The sequence below is a fragment of the Agreia sp. Leaf283 genome (genome assembly GCF_001422485.1).
Lineage (GTDB): Bacteria > Actinomycetota > Actinomycetes > Actinomycetales > Microbacteriaceae > Agreia.
Map to the genome: position 1 here is coordinate 256,617 of NZ_LMNF01000001.1, position 25,433 is coordinate 282,049.

The window sequence follows — 25,433 nt, forward strand, 5'->3', positions numbered from 1 at the left end:
TTCTATGTCGGACCCATCGCATCACGTCGCACACGCACTCGTAGCGTGACTGCCATGAGTACAGCTGCAGACACAATCGATTTCACCGCCGAGTGGCAGGCGTGGCACGACGCCCACGAGAAGAACCGCGCCGACCCGCACGGGTTTCTCGCTGTCACGAGCCTGAACTGGCTCGACGAGACGCCTACGAGATACCCGGATGCGCCGGGCGAGTGGTCGACGTCGGCCGCCGGTCCCGTCGTGACACTCTCAGACGGAGAGCGGATCGTGGTCGACGGGCGGACCATCGCCGGCAGCCCGGACCGCGTCACATACGAGTTCGGCGTCATCCCCGAGCGCGGCGGCGTCACGGTGATCTCCGGCGACGCCGAGTTGGAGGTGGCCCGCCGCGGCGGCGCCGACATCGTGCGCCCGCGGCATCCATCGCACCCGACCCGCGTCGAGTACGCGGGCACGCCGGTATACCCGGCGAACCGCAGCTGGGTGGCCGAGGGCACGTTCCGTGCGTTCGATGCACCGAAGCCGGTGACCGTGGGCTCGGTCGCCGAGGGGCTCGAGCACGTCTACGACTCCCCCGGCGTGATCGAGTTCGAGCTGGGCGGCGAGAGCCTCTCGCTCACGGCCTTCAACGGCCCCACGCCCGGGGCGCTGTTCGTGCTCTTCACCGACGCCACCAGCGGGGTCACGACCTACGCCGCCAACCGCTCGCTGCAGATCGACGCACCGGATGCCTCGGGCCGCGTGACCGTCGACTTCAACAGGGCCACGAACCTGCCCTGCGCCTACACCGAGTTCGCGACCTGCCCGCTGCCTCCCGCCGAGAACCGGCTGCCCATCGGCATCGAGGCCGGCGAGAAGACGCCGCTGCGCCCGACCGCCGCACCGCACGGCGACGCGCGATGAGCCGCACCCCGTTCCACCTCGGCGTCGCGCTCGACGGGGCCGGCTGGCATCCCGCGGCCTGGCGCGACGCCACCGCCCGGCCTGAAGCGCTGTTCGACCACGACTACTGGGTCTCGCTCGTCGTCGAGGCGCAGGCCGCCGGCATCGACCTCGTCACCATCGAGGACTCCTTCGGCCTGCAGACCAGCGGGTACGGTCCCTTCGAGCTGCGCGGTGACGAGGTGCGCGGCCGGCTCGACGCGCTGCTCCTCGCCAACACCATCGCGGCGCAGGTGCCCGGCATCGGCATCGTGCCGACCGTGACCACCACGCACACCGAGCCGTTCCACACGGCCACGGGCATCCAGACCCTCGACCACGTCTCAGAGGGCTGGGCCGGATGGCGGGTGCAGGTCTCCGGCCGCTCCCACGAGGCCGCCCACGTGGGCCGCCGCGAGATCCCGGTGCTCGACCCGGCACGCGCGGCGAGCGGCACCGACGAGCAGCAGACCGCGCTCATCCGCAGCCTGTTCGGCGAGGCCGCCGATGCCATCGAGGTGGCCCGCCGCCTCTGGGACAGCTGGGAGGACGACGCGGTGATCCGCGACGTGCCGACGGGCCGCTTCATCGACCGCGACCGGCTGCACTACGTCGACTTCGAGGGTGAGAACTTCAGCGTGAAGGGGCCGTCGATCGTGCCTCGCTCGCCCCAGGGCCAGCCCGTCGTCTTCGTTCTGGCCCACCAGACGGTGCCCTATGAGCTCGCCGTCGCCCAGGCCGACATCGTGGGCATCACGCCGCACTCCGACGAGCACCTCGAGCAGATCCTCGGCGAACTCGGCGACGCGGAGCTGACGGTCGAACGCCGTGCTCCCGAAGCCCTGCGCGTCTGGACCGAGGCCGTGGTGCTCATCGAGGAGACGCACGAGTCGGCCGTCGCCGCCCTCGCGGCGCTCGACGACCTGCACGGGTCGCCCTACGCATCCGACGCCGTGATTCTCGCCGACACCGCCGAGAACGTGGCCGCGCAGCTGCTGCGCTGGCAGCAGGCCGGCATCACCGGCGTGCGCCTACGCCCCGCCCGACTGCCGCTCGACCTCGAGCGCATCACGCGCGACGTCGTGCCCGTGCTCGCCGAGACGGGTGTGCTCGAGCGGCCGGCATCCGCGTCGTCGCTGCGCGAGCGCCTGGAGTTGGCGCGCCCGAGCAACCGCTACGCCGCAGAACTGATCGAAAGCGCACACCGATGAGCACCCAGAAGCCCGCCAAGCAGATCCATCTCGCCGCCCACTTTCCCGGCGTGAACAACACCACGGTGTGGAGCGACGAGAGAAGCCGGAGCCAGATCGCGTTCTCGTCGTTCCGCCACTTCGCCCAGAACGCCGAGCGAGGCAAGTTCGACTTCCTGTTCCTGGCCGAGGGGCTGCGGCTGCGCGAGACGCGCGGCCTCATCCACGACCTCGACGTGGTCGGGCGCCCGAACACGCTCGCGATCCTGGCGGCCCTCGCCGGGGTCACGTCTCACATCGGGCTCGTCGGAACGCTGAGCTCGACCTTCAACGAGCCCTACGAACTGGCCCGCCAGCTCTCCACGCTCGACCACCTGAGCCGGGGACGCGCGGGCTGGAACATCGTCACGACGTCGGATGCGTTCCACGGGGCGAACTTCCGCCGCGGACAGTTCCTCGACCTCGCCGACCGCTACAGCCGAGCGCAGGAGTTCTTCGACGTCTCGTCGCAGCTCTGGGACAGCTGGGCCGACGACGCGATCGTGGCCGACACGGAGTCGGGCGAGTTCGTGCGCACCTCCGGTCTCGGGCTCGTCGACCACCACGGGCCGCAGTTCGACGTGACCGGCTACGCCACCCTCCCGCCCAGCCCGCAGCGGCATCCGGTGATCGTGCAGGCCGGCGATTCGCCCGACGGCCGCGACTTCGCGACCAGTTCGGCCGATGTCATCTTCTCGAGGCACGCCGACTACGAGGCCGGTCGCGCGTTCTACGACGACGTGAAAGGGCGATTGGATGCGGTGGGTCGCCCCCGCGATTCGCTCAAGATCCTGCCCGCCGCCACCTTCATTCTCGGCGACACGCACGCCGAGGCACGGGAGCGGTCGCGCGAGATCTCCCGCCTGCAGGTGAGCCCGCAGACGGCCATCTCGTTCCTGGAGCAGGTGTGGAACACCGATCTCTCGAGCTACGACGTCGAGGGGCCGCTGCCGTCGATCGATCCCGTCGTCACGGCGGAGGGCGGGGCGAAGGGCCGGGCCCACGTGCACACTGACCCGATTGCCACGGCGAACGCGTGGCGCGAACAGGCCGCGGCATCCGGCTGGTCGATCCGCGAGCTCGTGATCTCGTTCGCCGCGAAGCACACCTTCGTGGGCACGCCGGTCGAGGTCGCCGAGACGATCAACCGGCACGTGCAGGAGGACGCCTCGGACGGCTTCGTCATCGTGGGGAACACCAACCCGACCGGCCTCGACGAGTTCGTCGACCGGGTGATTCCCGAGCTGCAAGAGCGCGGCGTGTACCGCACCGACTACGACGAGAACGCCACCCTGCACGAGACGCTCGGACTGCCGCCGGTGCCTTCTCGTTCGACCGCGGCGCTGGCCTCGGCCTAGTGGTCACGCGCGCCGACGTCGTCGTGGTGGGCGGCGGGGCCATGGGCTCCGCCGCCGCCTGGCAGCTCGCCCGCCGGGGACGCGAGGTGACGCTGCTCGAGCGCTTCGGCCCCGGGCACACCCAGGGCGCCTCGCACGGGGCGTCGCGCAACTTCAACCTCAGCTACGGCGAAGACACCTACCTGTCGCTGCTGCACGAGGCGCTGCCGCTGTGGCGCGAGCTCGAGGCCGAGTCGGGCGTTACCGTTCTCGACCAGGTCGGGCTCGCGAACCACGGCGCGAACCCGGCCTTCGATGCCGTGGCGTCGGCGTTGCCGACGTACGGTTTCGACGCGTCATTCCTCACACCGGAGGAGGCGGGCGAACGCTGGCCGGGCATCCGCTTCGATGGTCGAGTGCTCTTCACTCCGCAGGCCGGCAGGCTCGATGCGGATGCCGCGGTGTCGGCCCTGCAGCGGGCCGCGGCCGCCCGCGGCGCCGTGGTTCGGCACCACTCTCGGGTCGTCGCCATCCGGGTCGTGTCGGACGAATCGGTGCTCGTCGACGTGCAGCCTGTCGATCCCATTTCCGGCGAGCCGGCCGGCGCCGTCGAGACACTCGACGCGCGGCGGGTGGTCGTGACGCTCGGCGCCTGGACGTCGAAACTGCTCGGTTCGTCTGTGCCCTCCATCGCGCTGCCGCGGCTCGTCGTGACGCAGGAGCAGCCCGCGCACTTCGCCGTGCGCGACACGACGCTGACCTGGCCCGGCTTCAATCACGCTCCGAACCCTGTCGACCCGTCATACGACTACTGGTACTCGGGCGTCTATGGCATGTTCACTCCGGGCCAGGGCGTGAAGGCCGGATGGCACGGCGTGGGCGCGGTGGTCGACCCGGATGCGCGCACGTTCGTCTCGGAGCCGGCCCAGCTGGCGGCGCTTCGGCGCTACGCGCGAGAGTGGCTTCCGGGCGCCGACCCGGATGACTTCGTCGAGATCAGCTGCACGTACACGACGACCCCCGACTCGAATTTCGTCGTCGACAGCGTCGGACCCGTCTCCGTCGGCGCGGGCTTCTCGGGCCACGGGTTCAAGTTCACCCCGTCGATCGGACGCATCCTTGCCGACCTCGTCGATGGCACGGGCCCGGCGCCCGCCTTGTTCTCGCTCGCGGCGGCCCGGTGATCTCGATACGCGGTGCTCGTTCCTCGCGACCGCTACTCGATCGGCGCAACATGGATGCGCCGGTCGAGTAGGTCGCCCCGCGACCGTATCGAGACCACCGCCCCCGAGCTAGGCCCTCGCCGACCGCCGACGCCGGGCCGGGATCAGGAGTGCCGCGCCCGCGAGAAGCGCGAGGAGGGCCGACCCCCAGAGATTCTGGTCGACGGAAAGCCCCGTCGCCGGAAGCATCGTGTCGTCCGTTCCGGCGCCGGCCGCGTCCGCCGGTGGAACGACGATCCAGGGCGATCCACCCGAGCCGGGCAGAGTCGGACCAGGGCCCGGGTCCGTGCCCGGATCGGGAACCGTCGGAGCCAGCACGGTGACGGCCGCCTCTCCGATGATGCCGGAGCGTTCACCCGTGGCGCGCAGGGTGTGCGCTCCCACCGGCTGCTCGGCAGGCACGATGAATGTTCCCGTGAACGCGCCCGCACCGTCGCTCTGCACCTCGGCCAACGTGACCGGCTCGGAGAACAACTGCACGGTCACCTTCTCGTCGGGGTCGAAGCCGGTGCCGCTCAGGGTGAAACTGCCACCGGCCCGAAGCTCGGTCGAGTCGAGTTCCAGGACGGCGGCCTCGACGGGAGGTGCCGCATCTGCAGTGATGGTGATGTCGTAGGTCGACATCGTCACGTGGTCCTGCGCACTGGCACGCAGGGTCAGGGTGGTCGGTCCATTCTCTGCGAGAGCCACGGTGCGAGGCAGCGAGTCGTCGATGAGCACGTCGCCCACGAAGACGAGGCCGCTCGGCACGGCGGGGTCGGCATCGAACGTCGCGGTCGTCGCGCCCTCGGGCACGCTCACCCTGTAGGAGTAGACGCCACCCGCCAGCTGCGGGGTCAGGCTGCCGCCCTCGAACGACAGGCCCGCCAGATCCGACTCGGTGGCGAATGAGGTATCGGATGCGGTGTAGACGCCGAATACGCCGCCCACGTAGCTCGATCCGTTTCCCTGGAATCGAACAGTCACGACGGGGATCTTCTCGCCTTGCGCGTCGAGCACGTAGGCACCGCTCTGATCGCGCTTGTAGCTGTCCTCTGCCTCGATGGAAGCCAGCACGGAGGCCGGAATCTCGTCGTACTGGATGTACCACGAGCTGGATCCATTGGCATTCGTCACGCGCTCGTTCTTCAGCAGAACGTCGTTGAGGTAGATATCGAACGTGCGCCCATTGTCACCTCCGAAGTAGCGGACCCCGAGGTAGTTCTTCGGCAGCGACGGATCGACGATCATCTCGTACTGGAAGAACGCGTCGGTGGCCCTCTGCCCGTCTCGGTAGCCCTGGCCGAGGTGCACCCCGACGCCGGACTTGGCGAAGCGGTAGTTCTTGTCGGCCTCGCTGTTGTTGTTGTCGAACGAAGTGAGCGAATCGATCGTCGTCTCGTCGACCCGCAGCTGCTCCTTGTTCTGGCGGATCAGAGCCTGGGCCTGCGCCGAGTCGGGCTCGATCAGGTTCATGTAGGTGGCGTAACGCGCGTTGTAGAGGCTGTAATACGGCTCGAAGACGAGTGCGGCCGATGCGGCGTCCGTTCCCTGCAGAGCGAAGCGCATCGTCGTAAGGCCGTTGTTGTTGGCACCATCGTCAAGCCGCACGAGGTTGTGGGCGATGTCGTCTCTGAATGCCGTCGCATCCGGAACGACGATGTCGTTGCTCACCGACTTGTCGGCCTGGCTCATGCGCACGAGCACGCCGGCCACATAGTCGGCGTCGACGTTGTTGCGGTTGAGCTCGGTCGCGAGAAGCACGGGGCCGTACTTGAACGCGACCCAGTCCTTGTTCTCGGTGTTGTTGTCGACGGTCACCGACGCGGGAATCACGTAGCTGACCTGATCACCGGCGGAGACAGGCAGAACGGCGTAACCATCTGACGTGATCGTCGCGACATCGACGGGCGATCCGTTGACCGTGAGGGTCGGGGTCGAAGCGACCCACGCAGGCACCCGGAGCTTCAGGGTCGTTCCGTCGCGAAGGGCGCCGCCATCGATGGACTCGACGGTCAGGGAGACCGTGTCACTCGAGGGCACGTCGGCCACCTGCCGGAGCCGGAGGTTCTGCGCGTCGGAGGTGAACACGGACGACCGGAACTGGTTGACGTAGACGGTGGAGTCCTTCGTGAAGTAGATCGAGTCACCGAGCTTCGTGAAACTCTCGGTGGCGGTGCCATGGTCGCACCAGAACTCGTCGAGTTCGCGCCCGAACACCTTGGCGTAGCCCGCCGCCTGGGGCTGGAAGTAGGTCATCATTCCGGTCTCGGGGTTCTGCGAGGCGAGGATGGTGTTGATGTAGGTCGACTCGTAGAAGTCGGCGTACTTCACGTCGGGTTCGACCTGGAAGAGAGCCTTCGAGAGCTTGAGCATGTTGTACTCGTTGCAGCCCTCCGAGGTGCTGTTCTCGCCGTACCCGGTGGTCGATCCGCTCGTGCCGTACTGGTAGAGGGTGTCGGCTTCGTGGAAGTGCTCCGAGTAGCTGTTGCCGCCGTTGGCGTAAGTGTGGTCGTCGACGACCATCTGCCAGAAGTTCTCGGCCGCGGTGCGGTACATGCCGAGGTTCGCCTTCTCCGTCTCGGTCAGCGTGGCGTAGAGGTTCGGATTCTCGGTGAACACGGTGTAGCGCTTGAGCGCTCCGATGAGCTTGGGGATGGTGGTGTTCGCGTGCTTTCCGTTCAGCACGTCCTGACCGGCGGCCAGCTGCTGGAAGAGCGTCACCTCGTCGAAGTACTCCGCCGCGCGCTTGTGGGTCGGATCCTCGGTGATGGCGTAGAGCGAGTAGAGCGCCTCGTTCATTCCGCCGTACTCGGTGTTCAGCAGAGCGCCGGGGTTCGACTGTCGGTCTGCCCAGTTCGTGACCCAGGTGCCGAATCCGCTCGCCACCGCCAGCGCATCCGCCGACACATCCGCGGGGGCGTACTTGTGGGCGTCGAGCAGCCCCGCCTCGATCTTGTGCAGGTTGTAGAAGGGAACGAGCAGTCCGTCGCCACCGCCCGGAAGCAGGTTCACCGAGAAGGGAGCCACGTAGCCGGCGTTCGCGGGATCGACCTGGGCATAGGCATCCTGCGCCTTCTTGAGACCGCTGACCGCGGTCGTGAGTTTGGCGAGGAGCGCCGCCTTGGTTGTCGCGTCGGTGGTCGTCGAATACGACTGCGACAGGGCCGAGATGTAGTGCCCGAAGAAGTGGCCCTGGAAACGGACGCCGCTCGTGCGCTCCCATCCGCCGTAGGGATCGGCCGTCACGGGCAGGCCCGCCTGTGTGTAGAAACCGTTGAGGAACTTCTCGGGGTCGAGGCTCAGCAGGTAGTCGATCATCTTCTGGTTGCCGTTGACGAGGTAGGGATCTTCGAGCAGTACCTGATCGAGCCCCGTCGCGTCGAGGAACGGCGATTCGGCGGATGCGTCGGTCGGCACGACCACCTCGAACGTCTTCGACACGGGGGCGCCCGATCCGTAGGTGGCCGACGCGGTGAGAACAACGGTCGCCGCATCATCGCCACGCACGACGGTGGCTGTGGCTCCGTCGACCGAAATGCGCTCAGGGTTCGACGACGACCAGGCGAAGCGGGTTCCATCGGATGCTTCGACCGGCAGTGTGAAGGATGTCGCCGACTGGGCGGGGACGGTCACCGCATCGAGCGCCGCCTGAGCGATCGTCTGGGGGTCGAATGCGGAGTCGTTCTTCTGCGTCAGCGTCACGACATCGTCGATCGTGGCGACCGCGCTGTAGAGCGAGTAGTCGTCGACCAGTCCCGCCACGTGTCCGCCGTTGTAGATCGGGCCGTTGAAGCCGAGGGTCTTGACCGAGGTGTTCTCGGAGCCGAGTACGCCCGATGCCGCCGACGACACGGGAGTGGAGATCGTTGCGACCTGCCGCACTCCGTTGCGGTAGAAATCGACCTTCTTCGTGGCGCTGTCGTAGCTTGCCACCACGTGCGTCCACGCCCCGGACGGGAAGAAGTCGGAGCGGGGAGACTGAACGACCACCTTGTACGGCTGCCCACCCGAGGGCCCGATCGAGAGAGCGAGCGGGGTGCCGGCACCCTCCGAGGTGAGGTACCAGCCATCCGAGTTGTACACGGTCTTGCTCCAGGCGAACACCTGCTCGCCCGACATCGCGCCGTTCGGCTTGAACCAGAACGAGACCGTGAGGTCCTTCGGCTGCAGTGCCGAGTCGGTTCCGAGGTTGATCGCATTCGACCCGTCGAACGAGAAGGCCTGCCCGTCGATTCCGGAGTCGTACTTCTCGGTGCCCTTCTGCATCGTGGCGTTGCCGGCGCGCGTGCTCGAGTCGGACAGCGAGCCGTCGAACGTCAGGTCGAGCACCTTGGCTGCGTCGAGGGCCCCGGAGGCGACGGGCTCGGCCGCGACGAGCTGGGGCGCTCCCGTCGACAGCCCGAGGGCCAGAACGGTGGAGAGTGCGAGGGCGAGAGGCGTGCGAAGACGAGTTCGCGAGATGACGCCGGTCATAGTTCTTTCCTTTTGTCGACAGCAACGTTGCTGAGGTACCAGGTCAATTCAGAAGCGCTCGATGGTGCACGATGTGAGCGGTAACAATGACCATAGGGTATGCGTTATGAGACAGCAATGATCAAAATTGTGAGCGCTCATAGTTGAACCGTTCCAACGTCTTGCAGACGTCGATCCGCTCTGGACTGCCCAGGCATCGCCGCGCGTCGGCACCCCGTGACCGTTCAATGCGAAGATCCGCTAAGGGATGAGCACGATCTTTCCGCGGGTGTGGCCCTCTTCGCTGAGGCGCTGCGCGTCGGCGGCGCGGGCCAGCGGAAAACGCTCCGAGACCTCGACGTCGAACTGTCCCTGCGACGCGAGCTCGATCGCCGCGGGAACTCCTTCGGAGCGCAGCCGCAGCTCCTCCTCGGTGAGCGGAACCGGGCTTCCACCCGACCAGGCGCGGATGCCCAGCTCGGCAGCACGTGCTCCGGCGACGATGGTGCCGATTTGAGAGCGATCGGTCACCAGGTCGAGGGAGGCCTGGAGCGCCTCGTCAGTGCCGGCCCCGTCGAGCACGACGTCGATTCCGTCGGGCGCCGCCTCCCGCACGCGCTCGACGAGACCGTCGCCGTAGCTCAGGGGCACGGCACCCAGCTCGACGAGCCGAGCGTGGTTCGACGGGCTCGCGGTGGCGAACACCGTAGCACCCCAGGCCACCGCGAACTGAACGGCGGCCTGACCGACGCCGCCCGTTCCGCCGTGGATGAGCAGGCGGGTTCCCTCGCCCACGCCGAGCGAGCGGAGCGCCTGGTACGCCGTCGACACGGGAATGCCGACGGCCGCGGCCTGCGACCACGTCCACACCGATGGCTTTCGCACGAGGGTGGAGGGCTCGAGCACAAGGTGGCTCGCGTAGGCGCCGGTGGCGCCCTGAACGATGACCTCGTCGCCGACGGCCCAGCCGTCGACCCCGGAACCGACCTCGAGAACCACGCCCGACGCATCCGACCCCACGCGCCGCGGCGCGTCGATCGGAGGCGTCGGCCGTTTGCCCGAGCGCAGCTTGGAGTCGATCGGGTTCACCCCGATGGCCTGCACCTCGACGAGCACCTGCCCCGGCGTCACAGTCGGAATCGGAACTTCGACGACCTCCAGAACGTCTGGCCCTCCGAGACGTGAATACTGAACAATCGTCGCCATCGTTCGACTCCCTCTTCTGCTTCTGCTCATGCCCACGCGTTCTGCATGAGGCGGGTCGAGCGCGACGCTAGTTCGCGACGGCGCGCATTGCAAGTGTGCGCAGCCGAGAGAATTCTCAGAAGGGGCAGGGTTCTTCTGCGGTCACCTCCCTCGGTGTGGTCTTCGCGACCGCGTCGACGAGCGCCTTCGGCGCGGGCCGCATCACACCCTGGGGTTCGAAGACGTAGACGAGGCCGGCGGGTGAGGTCCAGATGAGGGTGTTGTCTTCTCCTTGTTCGATCTGCCATCGGGTGTGGTGCTTCACCCGGTGGTGGGTGGGCGAGAGCGGTGCGAGGTTCTCGTCTTCGGTGAGCCCGCCGCCCGCGAAGTCGCGGGTGTGGTCGATGTCTGCATCGACGGAGTCGTCGGCGCAGCCGCCGAACACGCAGTACGGATGCACCAGCGTCGCGTGATCGCGCATCTCCTGGGTGGGCCGGTAGTCGGTGGGGCTCAGCTGCAGGATGCGACCCGTGATCGGGTCGGTCAGGATGCGGCGCCACGACGTGGCATCCGCCGTGAGCCTGGCCGCGGTCACCGGGTCGATCGGGCCGTAGCCGCGGAGGATCGCCGGCTCCTCGCCCACGCCGAGCAGTGTCATGGCCGGAACCATGACGTGCACCCGGCCCCGGATGCCCGTGGTTGCGCCCGGGATCGAGGTCTCACCGTTCAGCATCAGGTCGCAGAGCACGTCGACTCGCAGCTGGGTGATGCTGCGCGGATCGCCCCCGACCTTCAGGCCCTTCGCCAGCGCCACCGCCCGGTTCGCGATCGCATACACCTCGGGAGCCGGGGCGAACAGGGTGAGATACGCCATGCCGTCTTTCGCGGGGTCGACCGTAACGCGGCGGGTCTTGACCGCCTTCTCGACCCGCTCGAGCACCGTCTCGGGCTGCGCGATCTGCGCGTGCGAGCGGGCGCGGTACTCGAGCTGCTTGTAGGTGAGCCCGGGAGCGAGCCGGGCCATGCGAGCGTCGTACTTCTCGAGCGCCTCCCCCTCCAACCCCTCGGAGTGCGTCGCGATCACTGAGGCGTGCTCCTCGGACATGTCGCCCGCCGCCAGCACCGCGAACGACGCCGGCAGTTTGGACACCAGTGCGATCGCCGTATCGGCGAGGGTGCGGGCCCGGTACTCGGTGCGGTGAGTGAGCATCGCGACCTCGGTGAAGAACTCCACCTCGGCAACACGCTGAGGAGACCACTGCGGGCCTGCCGTGGACTGGTCGTGCGGCGCCTCGGCCAGCAACAGCTGCCAGGCGTCGTGCACATCGATGGCCCGCAACGCAGACAGCTCGGCTATCTGTTTGTCTCGGGCGGCTATTCGCTCGAGCGCCACCACATACGGTGACTGCTCGGGAGGGATGTCGGCTGGTGTCATGGAAGAAGTCAAACAGCAACCACCGACACCGGGTCGATCACAACAATCTAACGTTGATCAGGGGTTACACCTGTGGACAACCCGCCGAAAGGGCACCCTGTGGAGGAGCAGTCGCGGCTGAAAGGGCTGCCCTTCGACAGGCTCAGGGAACGGGTCTCGATACGGCCGTGGCCGGCCTACTCGACCGACGCAACCGTGGGTCTCTATACGGCCCGAGCGTTCCCTGAGCTCGTCGAAGGGCGGCGTAGCGAGACCACCGGCGACGACGAAATGGGCGCCGCCGGTGCGGCTGGCGTCGGCCGCATCTCGTAGTCTCGACTGGTGTCAGAACCGCTCGAAACCCAGCCCGCCGCCACCCTCTCCTTCACCGTGCGTCAGGCGCGTGAAGACGAGTACGTGGCCACCGGCGAACTCACCTCGCTCGGTTTCGCCACCGGCCCCTACGCCCACCTGCCCCGCCGACCGGAGCGAGTCGCCCTCGAACGCGACGCGGGTGCCCGCGCCGTCGACGGCGGACTGCTCGTCGCCGTCGAAGACGACACGAACCGCCTCCTCGGCACCGCCACCGTGACCCGCGCCGAGAACCCCATCTCGAGGCAGGCGCGCGACGGCGAAGCCGAGCTGCGTCTGGTCGCGGTCGACCCGGCCGCCCGGGGTCGGGGCGTTGCACAGGCGCTGGTGCAGGCATCCATTGACCTGGCCCGCGGCTGGGGCGCAACCGGGCTCGTCCTCGACACCGGACCCCTCAACCACACCGCGCAGCGCAACTACCTGCGCGCCGGATTCGAGCGCGTCGCCGCACGCGAGCTCGGCACCGAGACCGGCATCGGAACCCCGCAGGTCTACCGCTACCCGTTCGACGCGGTCGCGCCCGTGCGCATCCGACTCGTGCGCCAGAACGAGCTCGATGCCGTGGCGCGGCTCACCGTCGAGGCCTACACGAACGACTACGACCTCTCCGCCGCATACCGCGCGTCGCTGGCCGACGTGCACGACCGCGCCCGCGCCGACGAGGTCTGGGTGGCCGAGGACACGGCGTCCGGTGCCATCCTCGGCACCGTCTGGACTCCTCGCGAGGGCGCGCGCCTCTCGCCCGTCGCGCGCGACAACGAGCTCGATTTCCGGCTGCTGGCCGTGGCCCCGGATGCGCGGGGGCGCGGAATCGGGGCCGCGCTCACCGAGCACGTGGTCGGCCTGGGCCGCATCCGCGGCGTGAAGCGCGTCGTGATGAACAGCGGCGGTTCGATGGTTGCGGCCCACCGTCTCTACGAGCGGCTCGGTTTCGTGCGCCTGCTGGAGCGGGAGGAACGCATCGAGGTCGAGCCCGGACGATTCGTGGATATCGTCGCGTTCGGACTCGACCTCGGTTAGACGGAGAAGAGGCCCCCTTCGACAGGCTCAGGGAACGAGGCATCTTCCCTTCAGCTAGTCGGTCTTCGGCAGTCCCGGAGGGTTGACCTCGCTCGTCGGCACGGACTCGCTGTCGAGGCCCCAGCGATCGAGCACCTCCTGGTACTCACCGCCCTCGATGACGGAGTTCAGCACGATGCTGACGGCGTCGATCAGGCCGTTGCCCTTCTTGGTGGCCGCGGCGATGTCGGCCGTTTGGGGCCATCCGCCGCTGATGGTGCCGACGAGCTTCGTGTCGCCCGTCGAGGCCGCGGCATAGGCACCGGTCGCATTCGGCTCGAAGTACGCGTCTGCTCGACCCGACTGGATAGCGAGGTTCGCCGCAGCGGTGTCGTTGTAGTACACGAGCTCGGCGGGCTTCTCGCCGGCGGCGGTCAACTCCTCGTTCCAGGCGAGCAGGATCTTCTCCTGGTTGGTGCCCGATCCCACGATGACAGTGAGCCCGGAGATGTCCTTGGCCTCCTCGATCGAGGTGATGTCGCTGTCGGCCTTCACGTAGAAGCCGAGCAGGTCGACCCGGTAGCTGGCGAAGTCGTACAGCTCCTTGCGCTCCTCGGTGACGGTCACGTTGTTGAGGATGATGTCGTACTTGCCCGACTGGATTCCCAGCGGCCAGTCGGCCCAGTCGACCGAGACCGGGTTGTACTCGAGGCCGAGTCCGTCGGCGACGAGGGCGGCGAAGTCGGCCTCGCTTCCCAGCGCGGTGGTGTTGTCATCGGATGCCGCGAAGACCAGGGGCGGGGCGCCGCTCGCGACGGTCTGGGCGACGGTGAGCTTGCCCGCCTCGATCGGCTGGAAGCCGCTCGCCTTGAGGGATGCGACCGCGTCGGCGACGGGATCGATGCTCGGCCGATCGTCGGCGGTCTTCGACGTGAGGTCGAACGAGGTGGCCGCAGCGACCTGGTCCTCTGTCGAACCGGTCGGCTTGACGTCGGCAGAGCTCGTGCCGTTTGCATTGGCGGCGAGGGCGATACCTCCGCCGGCCAAGGCCACGACGACGACTGCGCCGACGATAGCCCCGATCTGCTTCTTGTTTATTGCCATGATCTGGTGATGCCTCTCTGGATTGCTGGAGTGATGCGTGATGCTCGGGCTGTGACGGGTCGTCAGAGCACCTTGCGGAGGAAGTCCTTGGTTCGGGGGTGGCGCGGCTTCAGCAGAACCTGGCTCGGCGTGCCCTCTTCGAGGATCTCGCCCTGCTCGAGGAACACGACGCGGTCGGCGACCTCGCGGGCGAAACCGATCTCGTGGGTCACGATGATGAGCGTCGTGCCGCTCTTCGACAGTTCCCGGATGACGTCGAGCACCTCCCCGACGAGCTCCGGGTCGAGCGCGCTGGTCGGCTCATCGAAGAGCAGCACCTTCGGGTGCAAGGCCAGCGCTCGGGCGATCGCCACGCGCTGCTGCTGACCGCCGGAGAGCTGCCGCGGGTAGTGGTGCTCCTTGTCTGCCAGCCCGACCCGGGCGAGCAGGGCCTTCGCCTGTTCGCGGGCCTCGGCCTTGGTGGCCCGCTTGAGAGCGACCGGCGCCTCGACGACGTTCTCGAGCGCGGTCAGGTGCGGGAAGAGGTTGAAGTTTTGAAAGACGATGCCGATCTGCGTGCGGCGTTCGAGCACGTTCTTCTCGGGCAGCTCGTGCAGCCGGCCCGAGCGCAGTTCGTAGCCGATGTACTGGCCGTCGACCGTCACCGATCCGGAGTCGACCGTCTCGAGGTGGTTGATCGTGCGCAGCAGCGTCGACTTGCCCGAACCCGACGGCCCGATGAGGGCGATGACCTCGCCGGGCTGCACGGTCAGGGAGACGTCGCGCAGCACCCGCACGGCGCCGTAGCTCTTCGAGACGTCGGTGATCTCGACGAGCCCGACGGTGGCGCGAACCGGCTTGACCGGAAGCGCGAGCGGGATCGCCTGCTCGTCGAAGGATCGGATGAACGTCGGTGTACTCATGATCCACTCCCCAGAACGGTGTCGTGTCGTCGGTTCTTCTCGGCAGCGAGCGGGTCGTCACCGGTCTCGTCGCCGAGGCGCGCCCATTGCAGCTTTATCCAGGCCGTGGCCCGCTGGATGGGCGTGGGCGGCAGCTCGCGATGCGCGCCGCGGGCGTAGTGCCGCTCGACGTAGAACTGGATGATCGAGAGCACGGTCGTGATGATCGCGTACCAGACCACCGCCACGAGCAGCAGAGGAATGACCCGCTGGTTGCGGTTGTAGATGACCTGCACCGTGTAGAACAGCTCGGGCAGCGCCACGACGAACACCACCGAGGTGCCCTTCACGAGACCGATGACCTCGTTGAAGAAGTTGGGCAGGATCGCCCGCGCGGCCTGGGGCAGGATGATGCGGAAGAATCGAACCCGGCGCGGCAGGCCGAGGGCGGCCGACGCTTCGAGCTGGCCCTGGTCGACAGACAGGATGCCGCCGCGAATGATCTCGGCGAAATACGCGGCCTGGTGCAGCGTGAGTCCGATGGTCGCCGCGGCGAACGCCGTGATGAGCGTGGTGGTCGAGAACTCGACGAGCCAGAAGTCCGTGGTGAACGGGGTTCCCAGCCCCAGCGTCGGATAGAGGTAGCCGAGGTTGTACCAGACGAGGATCTGCACCAGCAGCGGAACCGAGCGGAAGAACCAGATGTACGCGTAGGCCGCTCCGCTGAGCAGCGGCGACTTCGAGAGCCGGAAGTTCGCGAGCACCGCTCCGAGGACGAACCCTCCGATGACCGACACGACCGTGAGGCCCAGGGTCACGCCGAGGCTGTTCAGCACCGACTGCGAGAAGAAGTACTCGGCGAACACGTTCCACTCGTACTGCTGGTTCGTGACGAGCGACCACACGAACTGCAGCACGACGAACGCGACCAGTGCGCTGAGCACCCACCGCCACCAGTGCCGCGTGGGCACCACCTTCACGGCCCGTTCCCTGAGCTTGTCGAAGGGCTCATCCGAGCGTCGTTCCCCCTTCGACAGGCTCAGGGAACGGTCATCCCCCTTCGACGGGCTCAGGGAACGGTTCGACGGGTTCAGGGAACGCACGGCGAGGCTCGCGTCATGGGCCGTCGTGATGCCGGCCACGTCGAGCGGCACGTCATCCAGGCTCTTGGCGAACCCGTGCACGACCACCTCTTCGGGGTCGAGCGTGGTGTCGAAGAGCGGGGTGTAGCCCGTCTGGAAGTAGAGGTGCTTGGCCTCGGGCTGACGCGGACCGGTGGTCAGGTAGGCCCGCGTGTAGCCGCGGCGCACCGCCTCGGCCTCCAGCTCGGCGACCACCCGACGGGCGAGGCCCTGGCGGCGGTGCGCCGACGAGGTCCAGATGCGCTTCAGCTCGGCCGTGCGCTCGTCGAACCTCTTGTAGGCGCCGCCGGCGATCGGCACGCCGCCCCGCAGCAACAGCACGAACGCTCCACCCTGCTCGGGCGAGAACGCCTCGACCGGATAGCGTCGGATCTCGGCCGACGCCTTCTCGCCGAAGAACTCGCCGTAGCGCGCGTCGTACTCCTGCTCGAGCTCGCGCAGCAGGGGCTCGGCGAGCACGTCATCGGCCGCCACGTAGACGAAGCGGTCGATCACCTGCACGGTGTGCTCATGCAGCGTCACGGGATGCCTCCGGCCGGGCTGCAGAGGACACGCTCGCCGCGGCGGCGTCGCGCTTGACGACCTCGTCGCGCACCAGCGGAATGACGTAGCGGCCGAAGTCGATCGTGTCGTTCACGAAGTCGTAGCCGCGGGCCGAGATGATGTCGACTCCGAGGTCGATGTAGTCGAGCAGGGCGGCGGCCACCGTCTCGGGTGTGCCGACGAGGGCGTTCGAGTTGCCCCGACCGCCGGATGCCGCAGCGGGCCTCGTCCACAGCGCCCGGTCGAAGCGGTCGCCCTGGCTCGCGATCGAGAGCAGGCGCTGCGATCCGGCGTTCTCGGGATTCTTCAGGTCGCCGACGAACGAGTTCGGCGCCGCCTGCGCCTGCCGCGCCTCGATCTTTCCGAGAATCTCCTCGGCCTTCTTCCACGCCAGCTCCTCGGTGGCGCCGAGGATCGGACGGAACGCGACCTGGATGCGGGGCCGCTCGGTGCGTCCGGCCGCGAGCGCCTCGACCGTGATGCGCTCGATCTGCTCGGCGGTGTTCGCCAGCGGCTCGCCCCACAGCGCGTAGATGTCGGCGTCGGCCGCACCGATGCGGTACGCGGCATCGCTCGATCCGCCGAACGAGATCTGCGGCCGCGGCTGCTGCGCCGGCCAGATGTCGCTGACGAAGTTCTCGAAGCGGTAGTGCGCCCCGTCGAAGCTGAACGGCTCGCGGCTGGTCCACGCCTTCTTCACGATCCGGATGTATTCGCCGGTGCGGGCGTAGCGCTCGTCTTTGGTGAGGAAGTCGCCCTCCGCCGCCTGGTCGGCCGTCGATCCGCCCGTGATGACGTGCACGTTGAGGCGTCCGTCGCTGATCTGGTCGAGCGTCGCGAAGACCTTCGCCGCGTAGGTGGGATACGACACGTTCGGCCGGTGCGCGAGCAGGATCTTGAGGTGGTCGAGCTTCGACGCGATGTAGGCCGCCGCGGTCGCCGGGTCGGGCGAGCCCGAGTGGTAGGCGAAGAGGATGCGGTCCCAGCCGTTGTCCTCATGGGCTCGGGCGAACCGCAGCGTGTAGTCCTTGTCGAAACTGGCGCCGGAACGCGACTGGGTCTCGCCGCCGTCATTGAGCCCGGCGATGCCGAGGAATTCGATGGGCATGGCTGCCTCCTTCTTATGGTCTCGACACGGGCCGTGTCGCGTTGGAGAGACGTTAGGTGTGCTCGCGCAAGCCGGCCAAGCGGTTTCGTTCACAATTCGTCACGTCGTCACGCGGGGTCACAAACCTCGATTTCGGTGGACGAAACGTCGACGGTTGTGGGATGTCGCACGCGCACCACTCCTCAGCCACCTCGCCCGAGCCAGCCACCTCGCCCGAGCTCCACGTCGCCCTCATCGGAGGCGGCCCCCGCGGAGCCGGAGTTCTCGAGCGGCTCGCCGCCAACCTGCCCGAGCTGTGGACCACCGACGCACGGATCGTCCTCCACGTGATCGACCCGCATCCGGCCGGCCCCGGCCGCATCTGGCGTTACGCGCAGTCCCCTCTTCTCAAGCTCAACTCGATGGCGGCCGACGTGACGATGTTCACCGACGAGTCGTCGACGATCGACGGACCGGTGCGGCCGGGCCCGTCGCTCATCGAGTGGGCGGGCCTCGTGAACGCGGGCGAGATCGCGATTCCGCGCGTCGATGCGCGTCTCCGTCAGGAGATCGAGAATCTGTCGCCCGCGAGCTTTCCCACGCGTCGGCTGCAGAGCCTCTACCTCAGCTGGTTCTTCGAGGATGCCGTGGGTCTCCTTCCCGAGACCGTCACGGTCGTCGTGCACCGGGCATCCGCCGTCGAGACCGTCGACGAGGGGCCGACCCATCGCATCCGGCTCGACGATGGCGTCTCGATCGCGGCCGACGTGGTGTTGTACTCGCTCGGCCACACGGGTGCCGAGGCCGAGCCGGAGCACGCCGACCTCATCGACTTCGCGCGCCGCCGCGAGCTGTTCTACCTGCCGCCGGCGTTCACGGCGGATGCCGACACCCGCGCGATCGTGCCCGGCCAGCGTGTGATCGTGCGCGGCATGGGCCTCGCGGCCGTCGACCTCACGGTGCTGCTCACCGAGGGGCGCGGCGGCCGCTTCGGTCGCGGCGACGACGGGGTGCTGCGCTACACGGCGTCGGGCCTCGAGCCGCGGCTGTACTTCGGATCGCGCCGCGGGGTTCCGTACCACTCGAAGATCTCGTCGACGCTCGCGGGCGAGCGTCCGGAGGCCCGGTACTTCACACCCGCCGTGGCCCGCTCGCTCGAGCAGTCGCTGCCGTCGCTCGACCTCAGCGTCGACGTGTGGCCCCTCACCGCGAAGGACATGCTGTGGGGCTACTACCGCGAGCTGTTCACCGGACACCCCGAGCGGGTCGAGTCGAGCTGGGATGCCTTCGTTCACGTCTTCGACCGGCTCGATCCGCGGGCGCTGCTGCTGGCCGCCCCGCACATCGATGTCGCCGACAGCACACCGCGCGGCCACGCGATCCCGTCGTTCGAGGGCGAAGACGAGCACATCGCCCGCGACGCGCAGACCTTCGTCGACCTGGTCGAGGGCACGGTCGCCTACGCGGAGGACAGGCTCTTCCTGCCGGAGCTCGACCGACCGCTCGGCGGCGCCCTCGTCGCCGACCCGGCCGAGCTGCAGGAGCTCGTGCGCGACTACATCCGCACAGACCTGCAGCTGCGCACCCGGCCGGAGCACAGCGCCACCCTCGGGCTGTTCATCGCCCTGCTCACGAGCCTCTTCACCCTGTCGGACATCGTGGACTCGCCCAAGTGGACCGCCCAGTCGAGGGTGCGTGACATCCACGGCTGGTGGCTCGGCTACTTCAGCTTCATCGCCAGCGGGCCGCCCGCGCACCGGCTCGAGGAGCTCGTGGCCCTGTCCGAGGCGGGCATCGTCGAGTTCCTCGGTGCTGGCATCTGGGTGGAGGCCGACGAGAACGAGGGCATCTTCCGGGCGGGCAGCGCCACGACGCCCACGACCGTCACCGCGAGCGCCCTGGTGGATGCGCGGCTGCCCGAGACCGCGATCTCGCGCAGCGACAACGAGCTGCTGAGGTCGCTGGTGACCAGTGGAGCCGGCCTCGAGGAGATCGTGAGCGACGGGGCGTACTCGGCCAGCACGGGAAGGCTGTCGGTGCGGCAGCTCGACACGAGGCTGCTGGGCGCGGGCGGTTCGCACTCCTCACGCCAGTACGCGATCGGGCCGTACACGAACTCTCCGTTCGTGGGGGCGTTCTCGCGCCCGCGCACCAATGCGATCTCGTTCCGGGAGAACGACAAGGTCGCCCGCGCCATTCTGGCCCGCCTCGCCGAGCTGGCCGAGGAGCGTGGTCTCGATACGCCCGCTCGTTCCTCGCGACCCACTCGACCGGCGCCGTCCTCCCCCGCGCTGATCGAGTAGCTCGCGCAGCGACGCACTCCCGCGCTGATCGAGTAGGTTGCCCCGCGACCGTATCGAGATCACCCGTCAGCGGCGGAGCGCCTTGCGGGCGAGGTAGTTGCCGAGAAACTGCACCAGCTGCACGATCACGATGATCACCAGCACGGCTGCCCACGTGACCACCGGGTGGAACTGGCGGTAGCCGTACTGGATGGCGAATGTTCCGAGACCGCCACCGCCGACGTACCCTGCGACGGCCGACATGTCCACGAGAGCGACCACGATGAAGGTGTACCCGAGGATCAGCGGCCCGAGCGCCTCCGGAATGAGCAGGGTCAGCATGATGCGGCTGCGACTCGCACCCACCGACCTCGCCGCCTCGATGACCCCGGGTTGCACGGTCAGCAGGTTCTGCTCGACGATGCGGCTGATGCCGAACGCCGCGGCCAGCGAGAGCGTGAAGATGATGGCCGTGTTGCCGATTCCCGTGCCGGTGACGAAGCGAGCGAGCGGCTGCGCGGCGGCCAGGAAGATGATGAACGGAATCGGCCGGAAGACGTTGACGAGAACGTTGAGCACACCGAACACGGGCTTGTTGGCGAAGAGACTGTTCGACCGCGTCGTGTACAGACCGAGGCCCAGGATGAGCCCGCCGATGCCTCCGAAGAGCAGGCTGAGGCCCACGATGTAGAGCGTCTCGTAACTGGCCTGCCACAGCTTGGGCAGAAGAGGAATCAGGTCATCCATGGTTCGGTGCCTCCGTGACGTCGACCTGCGTGGAGATCGTGGCGAGTGCTCGGTCGATGGCGGCGCCGTCGGCAGTGAGGGCGAGGGTGAGGTGGCCGAACACACGACCCTGGATGTCGTTGATGCCGCCGTAGATCAGCTCGAATGCGACGCCTGCCTCGGCGAGGGTCAAGAATACGGCGCCCTGCGAGGTGTTGCCGTCGCGGAAGGAGAGCGTCACGATGCGTCCCCGATGCCTTTGCCGCAGCGCAACGAGTTCTGCTTCGGAGGGCACCCCCCTCACCACGGTCGAGACGAACCGCTGCGACGACGCCTCCGTCGGCTTCGAGAACACGTCGAACACGTCGCCCTGCTCGACGATGCGCCCGCCATTCATGACCGCGACCTTCGTGGCCAGCGTCTGAATGACATCCATTTCGTGCGTGATGACCACGATCGTGACGCCGAACTCGGTGTTCACGCGCTTCAGCAGGTCGAGCACCTCGTGGGTGGTCTCGGGGTCGAGCGCGCTGGTCGCCTCGTCGGCGAGCAGGATGCGGGGGCTCGTCGCGAGGGCGCGTGCGATGCCGACGCGTTGCTTCTGGCCGCCCGACAGCTGTTCGGGATAGTTGCGCGCCTTGTCGGCGAGGCCGACGAAGTCGAGCAGCTCGGCCACGCGCGGCGCGATGTCGGCCCGCTTCGTCTTGGCCACCTCGAGGGGGTACGCGACGTTGCCGGCGACCGTTTTCGAGTTGAAGAGGTTGAACTGCTGGAAGATCATGCCGATGCCGAGACGCAGACGACGCAGTTCGCTCTCCTTCATGCTCGTCACCTCGTCGCCGTCGACGAGGATGCTGCCGCTCGTGGCGTGCTCGAGGGCGTTGATGAGGCGCACGAGTGTGCTCTTGCCTGCACCCGAGTAGCCGATGATTCCGTAGATGTCGCCGGCGTCGATGTCGAGGTTCAGTCCTTCGACGGCGTTCACGACGGGACCGCCGCGTTGGGAGGGTGGATAGGACTTGGTGACGTCTCGCAGGCTGATGAGGGGCATCGGGTGAGTCTCTCTGTTAACGGCGGATGCCCTTCGACGGGCTCAGGGAACGGGTCCGTTCCCTGAGCCTGTCGAAGGGGTGGCGAGCAGCTGCGGCTAGCCCTTGGCCTTGATGTCGGACTGGACCTTCTCGAGCGAGGACTGCAGGTCTTCGACCGGCGTCTTGACGAACACGGCGGTTCCGCCCGAGTTCTCCTGCACGGCGTCGGTGACGGTCTTCGTGTCCTGGTAGATCTTCACGAGCTTTGCGTACGTCTCGTTGTCCTTGTCTTCGGCGCGCGCGGCGAAGATGTTCACGTAGGGCAGCGCGTTGGGATCAGACGGATCGTCCTGGGCGATCGCGTCCTCGAACGTCAGGCCTGCGTCGGCGACGAAGTCGTTGTTGATGATCGCCGCGGCCACGTCGGGAAGCGATGTGGGGGTGAGCGATGCCTCGAGCGTGGTCACCTTGACCGTGGACTTGTCGGTGTCGACGTCGTCGACGGTCGAGAAGATGCTTCCGCCGTCTTTCAGCTCGACCAGTCCGGCGGACTGCAGAACCAGCAGCGCGCGCGACAGATTCGACTCGTCGTTGGGGATGGCGACGGTGTCGCCCTCCTTGATGTCCTTCACCGAGTCGTACTTCGTGGAGTACAGGGCCAGCGGATAGATGGCGGTGGCGCCGACCGGCACCAGGTCTTCGCCGGACGCCTCGTTGTACTGGGCGAGGTAGACGATGTGCTGGAACTGATTGAGGTCGATCTCGCCCTCGGTGAGAGCCGGGTTCGGCTGCGGGTACTCGGTGAAGTCGACGATATCGACGGCGATCCCCTCGTCTGCCGCGGCCTTCTTGTAGACCTCCCAGTACGGGTCGCTGGCGCCGACCACGCCGATCTTCACGGGGTTGTCTTCCGTGCCCTTCTCCGCATCGGCTGCGGATCCGGCGCAACCGGCGAGAACGGCGATCAGGGGAAGAGTGGCTGCTGCGGCCAGGATCTTCTTGGTGAGGGACATGGGTGTTTCCTTTCGATGGAGCAGGTGCTGTCGTCAAGCAGCTGCCCACGCTACGGACGGGGCCCCACGGCGCGAAATGTACCTGTAACAAACTGACTTCGTTCGTGTCTGGTGCGCACCGACCGAATCTCGATAAGGTCGCCAGACTGCAACAAGATGGGAACCTTCTGTGACGACGTGTGTTCTTGCCGCGACCGGATTCGATTCGGGGCCGATGCTCCTGATCATCGCCGTACTTCTTCTCGCGACAGGAGGTGCCGCCTGGCTGCTGCTCGGCCGTCGCCAGCGCGGCGCGAAGGCCGCCGTGTTCGCGGCCGTCCCCCTCCTGCTGCTGGCCCTCGTCGCCACCGGCGGCATCGCACCAGCCCCGGCCAGTGCCGCGGAACCGTGCCCGCCGGGGATGAGCGCTCCCGTGGCGACGCCCCCCGCGACGACCGACCCGGTCACGCCAGACCCTGTCACGCCCGTCGACTTCGAGCCCGGGGCGGCCGGCATCGGCGACTCCTACTTCCCGCTCGACGGCAACGGCGGCTACGACGTGCAGCACTACGACCTCGACCTCGCCTACGCGCCCGACACCGACGTGCTCTCGGGCACGACCACGGTCACGGCGACCGCCACCCAGAACCTGTCGGCCTTCAACCTCGACTTCGACACCCGCGATGTGAACGGCGACGACGCGATCGTCATCTCGTCGATCACCGTCGACGGCGTGCCCGCCGCATGGAGCCTCGCGTCCACCCAGATCAGCGCATCCACCGGCCAGCCGCAGGTGGAAGGCTCGGGCGACGACGACGCCACGCCCCCGCGCACCGAGCTGACCATCGTGCCGCCCGCGGGCATCCCGCTCGGCGCCACGATCACGACGGCCGTCACCTACAGCGGCGTGCCAATCGTGGTAGCGGATGCGTTCGGTCCGGCGGGCGTGTTCCCCACCCCGACCGGCGCGGTCGTCGTGGGACAGCCGCGGGTCGCGGCCACGTGGTTCCCGTCGAACGACCACCCGAGCGACAAGGCCACCTTCTCGACGCGCATGACCGTTCCCACAGGCCTCGAGGTCATCGGCAACGGCCGGCTCGCCTCGCAGACGACCGCCGCAGGCCTCGACACCTTCGACTGGGAGATGGAGAAGCCGATGGCCACCTACCTGGCCACGGCGACGCTGGGCGACTTCGACGTCGAGACGAACACCGACCCGGCCACCGGCATCACCTATGTCGACGCGATCGACCCGACGCTGTTCGACCGCGACGTCGACGGCGCCCCCGGAGTCAAGGTGGGCGACATCGCTTCTCAGATCTTCGCGACCGAGCCCGAGGTCATCGACTTCCTGTCGACATACTTCGGCCCGTACCCGTTCTCAGAAGCCGGCGGCATCGCCATCGGCTACATCGACGAGGACACGGGAGACGACCTGCCCTACGCGCTCGAGAACCAGACGCGACCCATCTACCCGGCGTGGGCGTTCCCGGCCGACGTCGATGCCAGCGTCGTCGTGCACGAGCTCGCCCACCAGTGGTACGGAGACGACCTGTCGATGAACCGCTGGTCGGACATCTGGCTCAACGAGGGCTTCGCCACCTACGCCGAATGGCTGTGGGAGGAGGGACAGGGCGGTCGCACGACCCAGCAGAGCTTCGACGCGGCCTACGCGCGCTCCGGCACCTCGTCGTACTGGCAGACCGTCGTTGCGGACCCGGGCTCGGCAGGTATCTTCGCCGGCGCCGTCTACTCACGCGGCGCCATGACCCTGCAGGCGCTGCGCAACGAGGTCGGAGACGACGACTTCTTCGCCATCCTCAAGGGCTGGGCCACGGAGAACGCGGGCACCTCGGTGTCGACGACGCAGTTCGTCGACTACGCCGAGAGCGTGTCGGGACAGGACCTCACGGAATTCTTCGACACCTGGATCTACACGGCGGGCAAGCCGGCGCTCGGCTGAGCGGACCGGCGGGCTCTCCAGCGCGCCAGACCCAGCAGCACCAGGCCGGTGACCAAGAATAGGATCGCCAGCGCACCGACCGCCACGGCCCCGACGATGGAGAAGAACGACACGACCGGGCCCACGGTGAAGCGGCCATCCGGCACAGGGCCGTCGCAGGAGATCTCGAGTACGCCTGATGTGGTGGTCCCGAAGCTTCCCTGAGCGTCCCACCGCTCCGGCAGCAGCAGCCCCTGCTGAGTCATGTCTGGCCTGAGCCCTATCTCCTGACCGTCGAGATCACCTGTGCAGGAGATGTCGCCCCACTGGTCGTTGGGCGTGACGTACACGGCGTGGTCTCCGCGCGACACCTCCACCGTCATGACCTCGCCGAACGGCACGGCCGGGGCCAGCTGGAACCCCGCGCCGAGCACCAGGAATGCTCCTCCGAGCAGCCCGAGCACCCCGAGCGCGCTGAGGATCAGCCCGACGACGACCAACGCGCGCGACGGCGGCGCCTTCGACTCCGGCATGCGACTCATGCCGTGAGCCTACGGCCACCGTCCCCCGCAAGACGATGGGGAGTTGT

Annotated in this window: 19 protein-coding genes and 1 pseudogene; 8 read left to right on the top strand and 12 right to left on the bottom strand. The window is 67.8% G+C overall.

Features of this window, described 5'->3' with window-relative positions; all coding sequences use genetic code 11:
• Positions 1 to 54 precede the first annotated feature (54 nt).
• From ASF51_RS01180 to ASF51_RS01195, 4 genes are read left to right on the top strand one after another with little or no spacing between them, the layout of a single operon-like run.
• Positions 55 to 903, top strand: a complete 849-nt coding sequence (locus ASF51_RS01180) for a DUF1684 domain-containing protein (protein ID WP_200926071.1) — start codon at positions 55 to 57, stop codon at positions 901 to 903.
• The gene (locus ASF51_RS01185; protein WP_055924063.1) at positions 900 to 2,132 is read left to right on the top strand and encodes an LLM class flavin-dependent oxidoreductase; all 1,233 of its coding nucleotides are present in this window, start codon (positions 900 to 902) and stop codon (positions 2,130 to 2,132) included. The genes ASF51_RS01180 and ASF51_RS01185 overlap by 4 nt, the downstream gene beginning before the upstream one ends.
• Complete coding sequence (locus ASF51_RS01190; RefSeq protein WP_055924066.1) at positions 2,129 to 3,508, top strand: NtaA/DmoA family FMN-dependent monooxygenase; 1,380 nt, start codon at positions 2,129 to 2,131, stop codon at positions 3,506 to 3,508. Before ASF51_RS01185 ends, ASF51_RS01190 begins: the two co-directional genes overlap by 4 nt.
• A complete protein-coding gene (locus ASF51_RS01195) occupies positions 3,508 to 4,671 on the top strand; it encodes an FAD-dependent oxidoreductase (protein WP_082479442.1) in 1,164 nt (387 codons plus the stop codon). Before ASF51_RS01190 ends, ASF51_RS01195 begins: the two co-directional genes overlap by 1 nt.
• Before the next feature lie 108 nt (positions 4,672 to 4,779).
• Here the strand turns inward: ASF51_RS01195 and ASF51_RS01200 are convergent, their stop codons facing one another.
• The 3 genes from ASF51_RS01200 to ASF51_RS01210 all read right to left on the bottom strand — a co-directional run bounded on the left by ASF51_RS01200 (position 4,780) and on the right by ASF51_RS01210 (position 11,764).
• Positions 4,780 to 9,165, bottom strand: coding sequence for a beta-L-arabinofuranosidase domain-containing protein (locus ASF51_RS01200; protein WP_055924068.1), 4,386 nt, complete (start codon positions 9,163 to 9,165; stop codon positions 4,780 to 4,782).
• A 240-nt stretch (positions 9,166 to 9,405) separates the two neighbouring features.
• Positions 9,406 to 10,350, bottom strand: coding sequence for an NADP-dependent oxidoreductase (locus tag ASF51_RS01205; protein WP_055924071.1), 945 nt, complete (start codon positions 10,348 to 10,350; stop codon positions 9,406 to 9,408).
• A gap of 115 nt (positions 10,351 to 10,465) precedes the next feature.
• Positions 10,466 to 11,764: an HNH endonuclease signature motif containing protein gene (locus ASF51_RS01210; protein WP_055924074.1), complete on the bottom strand. Its 1,299-nt coding sequence runs from the start codon at positions 11,762 to 11,764 to the stop codon at positions 10,466 to 10,468.
• A 72-nt stretch (positions 11,765 to 11,836) separates the two neighbouring features.
• On the opposite strand from ASF51_RS01210, the gene ASF51_RS01215 reads away from it, so the two are divergent.
• Together ASF51_RS01215 and ASF51_RS18530 are read left to right on the top strand one after the other, a co-directional pair.
• Complete coding sequence (locus ASF51_RS01215; RefSeq protein ID WP_157411951.1) at positions 11,837 to 12,076, top strand: hypothetical protein; 240 nt, start codon at positions 11,837 to 11,839, stop codon at positions 12,074 to 12,076.
• A 9-nt stretch (positions 12,077 to 12,085) separates the two neighbouring features.
• Positions 12,086 to 13,135 (top strand): GNAT family N-acetyltransferase, encoded by a 1,050-nt coding sequence (locus tag ASF51_RS18530; RefSeq protein WP_082479443.1) that lies wholly within the window; start codon positions 12,086 to 12,088, stop codon positions 13,133 to 13,135.
• 54 nt (positions 13,136 to 13,189) lie between these two features.
• On the opposite strand, the gene ASF51_RS01225 is transcribed toward ASF51_RS18530, so the two are convergent.
• From ASF51_RS01225 to ASF51_RS01240, 5 genes and pseudogenes are all read right to left on the bottom strand, one after another.
• Entirely contained in the window at positions 13,190 to 14,218 is a 1,029-nt protein-coding gene (locus tag ASF51_RS01225) for an ABC transporter substrate-binding protein (RefSeq protein ID WP_055924081.1), read from the bottom strand.
• A 62-nt stretch (positions 14,219 to 14,280) separates the two neighbouring features.
• Positions 14,281 to 15,120 (bottom strand): amino acid ABC transporter ATP-binding protein, encoded by an 840-nt coding sequence (locus ASF51_RS01230; protein WP_082479444.1) that lies wholly within the window; start codon positions 15,118 to 15,120, stop codon positions 14,281 to 14,283.
• Complete coding sequence (locus ASF51_RS19505; RefSeq protein WP_369797298.1) at positions 15,117 to 16,136, bottom strand: amino acid ABC transporter permease; 1,020 nt, start codon at positions 16,134 to 16,136, stop codon at positions 15,117 to 15,119. Before ASF51_RS19505 ends, ASF51_RS01230 begins: the two co-directional genes overlap by 4 nt.
• A 192-nt stretch (positions 16,137 to 16,328) precedes the next feature.
• A pseudogene (locus ASF51_RS19510) lies at positions 16,329 to 16,763 on the bottom strand (GNAT family N-acetyltransferase); the annotation flags it as partial.
• Positions 16,750 to 17,892 (bottom strand): LLM class flavin-dependent oxidoreductase, encoded by a 1,143-nt coding sequence (locus tag ASF51_RS01240; RefSeq protein ID WP_055924083.1) that lies wholly within the window; start codon positions 17,890 to 17,892, stop codon positions 16,750 to 16,752. The pseudogene ASF51_RS19510 and the gene ASF51_RS01240, both read right to left, overlap by 14 nt.
• Before the next feature lie 161 nt (positions 17,893 to 18,053).
• On the opposite strand from ASF51_RS01240, the gene ASF51_RS01245 reads away from it, so the two are divergent.
• The gene (locus ASF51_RS01245) at positions 18,054 to 20,174 is read left to right on the top strand and encodes an FAD/NAD(P)-binding domain-containing protein (RefSeq protein WP_055924086.1); all 2,121 of its coding nucleotides are present in this window, start codon (positions 18,054 to 18,056) and stop codon (positions 20,172 to 20,174) included.
• Positions 20,175 to 20,240: 66 nt separating this feature from the next.
• On the opposite strand, the gene ASF51_RS01250 is transcribed toward ASF51_RS01245, so the two are convergent.
• The 3 genes from ASF51_RS01250 to ASF51_RS01260 all read right to left on the bottom strand — a co-directional run bounded on the left by ASF51_RS01250 (position 20,241) and on the right by ASF51_RS01260 (position 22,923).
• Positions 20,241 to 20,900 (bottom strand): methionine ABC transporter permease, encoded by a 660-nt coding sequence (locus tag ASF51_RS01250; protein WP_055924091.1) that lies wholly within the window; start codon positions 20,898 to 20,900, stop codon positions 20,241 to 20,243.
• On the bottom strand, positions 20,893 to 21,930 hold the full coding sequence (locus ASF51_RS01255) for a methionine ABC transporter ATP-binding protein (RefSeq protein ID WP_055924094.1): 1,038 nt from the start codon (positions 21,928 to 21,930) through the stop codon (positions 20,893 to 20,895). The genes ASF51_RS01250 and ASF51_RS01255 overlap by 8 nt, the downstream gene beginning before the upstream one ends.
• Positions 21,931 to 22,026: 96 nt before the next feature.
• A complete protein-coding gene (locus tag ASF51_RS01260) occupies positions 22,027 to 22,923 on the bottom strand; it encodes a MetQ/NlpA family ABC transporter substrate-binding protein (RefSeq protein ID WP_055924097.1) in 897 nt (298 codons plus the stop codon).
• 214 nt (positions 22,924 to 23,137) lie between these two features.
• Between ASF51_RS01260 and ASF51_RS01265 the strand changes: the two genes are divergently transcribed.
• A complete protein-coding gene (locus tag ASF51_RS01265; RefSeq protein WP_055924099.1) occupies positions 23,138 to 24,865 on the top strand; it encodes a M1 family metallopeptidase in 1,728 nt (575 codons plus the stop codon).
• Here the strand turns inward: ASF51_RS01265 and ASF51_RS01270 are convergent.
• On the bottom strand, positions 24,835 to 25,386 hold the full coding sequence (locus tag ASF51_RS01270; RefSeq protein WP_157411952.1) for a hypothetical protein: 552 nt from the start codon (positions 25,384 to 25,386) through the stop codon (positions 24,835 to 24,837). The genes ASF51_RS01265 and ASF51_RS01270 overlap by 31 nt on opposite strands.
• Between the last annotated feature and the right edge of the window lie 47 nt (positions 25,387 to 25,433).

Bases quoted from the DNA above. Each gene is read 5' to 3' on its own strand.
- ASF51_RS01180 (WP_200926071.1), top strand. From the start codon at position 55: ATGAGTACAGCTGCAGACACAATCGATTTCACCGCCGAGTGGCAGGCG.
- ASF51_RS01185 (WP_055924063.1), top strand. From the start codon at position 900: ATGAGCCGCACCCCGTTCCACCTCGGCGTCGCGCTCGACGGGGCCGGC.
- ASF51_RS01190 (WP_055924066.1), top strand. From the start codon at position 2,129: ATGAGCACCCAGAAGCCCGCCAAGCAGATCCATCTCGCCGCCCACTTT.
- ASF51_RS01200 (WP_055924068.1), bottom strand. From the start codon at position 9,165: ATGACCGGCGTCATCTCGCGAACTCGTCTTCGCACGCCTCTCGCCCTC.
- ASF51_RS01205 (WP_055924071.1), bottom strand. From the start codon at position 10,350: ATGGCGACGATTGTTCAGTATTCACGTCTCGGAGGGCCAGACGTTCTG.
- ASF51_RS01210 (WP_055924074.1), bottom strand. From the start codon at position 11,764: ATGACACCAGCCGACATCCCTCCCGAGCAGTCACCGTATGTGGTGGCG.
- ASF51_RS01225 (WP_055924081.1), bottom strand. From the start codon at position 14,218: ATGGCAATAAACAAGAAGCAGATCGGGGCTATCGTCGGCGCAGTCGTC.
- ASF51_RS01230 (WP_082479444.1), bottom strand. From the start codon at position 15,120: ATGAGTACACCGACGTTCATCCGATCCTTCGACGAGCAGGCGATCCCG.
- ASF51_RS01240 (WP_055924083.1), bottom strand. From the start codon at position 17,892: ATGCCCATCGAATTCCTCGGCATCGCCGGGCTCAATGACGGCGGCGAG.
- ASF51_RS01245 (WP_055924086.1), top strand. From the start codon at position 18,054: ATGTCGCACGCGCACCACTCCTCAGCCACCTCGCCCGAGCCAGCCACC.
- ASF51_RS01250 (WP_055924091.1), bottom strand. From the start codon at position 20,900: ATGGATGACCTGATTCCTCTTCTGCCCAAGCTGTGGCAGGCCAGTTAC.
- ASF51_RS01255 (WP_055924094.1), bottom strand. From the start codon at position 21,930: ATGCCCCTCATCAGCCTGCGAGACGTCACCAAGTCCTATCCACCCTCC.
- ASF51_RS01260 (WP_055924097.1), bottom strand. From the start codon at position 22,923: ATGTCCCTCACCAAGAAGATCCTGGCCGCAGCAGCCACTCTTCCCCTG.
- ASF51_RS01265 (WP_055924099.1), top strand. From the start codon at position 23,138: ATGCTCCTGATCATCGCCGTACTTCTTCTCGCGACAGGAGGTGCCGCC.
- ASF51_RS01270 (WP_157411952.1), bottom strand. From the start codon at position 25,386: ATGAGTCGCATGCCGGAGTCGAAGGCGCCGCCGTCGCGCGCGTTGGTC.